The sequence below is a fragment of the Staphylococcus sp. EG-SA-2 genome, assembly GCF_017152085.1.
The window spans coordinates 1-700 of the sequence record NZ_JACYHC010001125.1; the positions used below are offsets into that span (position 1 = coordinate 1).

General features: G+C 35.6%; 1 protein-coding gene and 1 pseudogene. Both read right to left on the bottom strand.

From position 1 onward, the window contains the following. Positions 1 to 250 (bottom strand): annotated as a pseudogene (locus IDG60_RS27980) (lyase family protein); the annotation flags it as partial. Beyond that, positions 240 to 700: adenine nucleotide alpha hydrolase family protein (locus IDG60_RS27985; RefSeq protein WP_206161049.1), on the bottom strand; the 461-nt coding region annotated here is incomplete at its 5' end. The gene IDG60_RS27985 and the pseudogene IDG60_RS27980, both read right to left, overlap by 11 nt.

Sequence of the window (700 nt, forward strand, 5' to 3'; positions counted from 1 at the left end):
CTTCTAATGATGCACTAAATTGAATTTGATCTTGATGATAATCATGTTGAATAGATTTTAGTCCTTGTATAATTTGTTCGCTGTCTTGTTGACTAATAATGCCTTGATTCGCAAGCATAGTTGCATGCGCAATGCTGCCTTCGATATCTTGATCTATGAGCGTTTGGTCAAAAGTAATGGATGCGTTAAAGTCGTCAACCCACTCTTCAGGTTGTACTTCAAATCTACCGCCCCAAGCTTTATTGCTCATTGCTATAGCCTCCATGCAACATCGCATTTACTTGAGTAGGTAAACCATAGATATCGATAAAGCCAACAGCAGCGTCTTGATTAAATGCATCTTCTTTTGTATAAGTTGCTAATTTTTCATCATATAATGTGTAAGGTGATTTTCTACCATTCACGATGGCATTACCTTTGAATAATTTAATTCTGACATCACCACTTACGTATTGCTGAGTACTATCAATAAATAATTTCAAGCTATCAGTTAAAGGTGAGAACCAAAGTCCATTGTATAGTTGTTCAGCAAATTGCTTCTCAATGATTGGTTTAAAGTGTGCGACATCTTTAGTTAACGTAATCGTTTCTAATGCTTTATGCGCTTTTAAAATAACTTCTGCAGCAGGTGCCTCATAAATTTCTCTTGATTTGATACCTACAAGTCTATTTTCTACATGGTCAATTCTTCCGATACCAT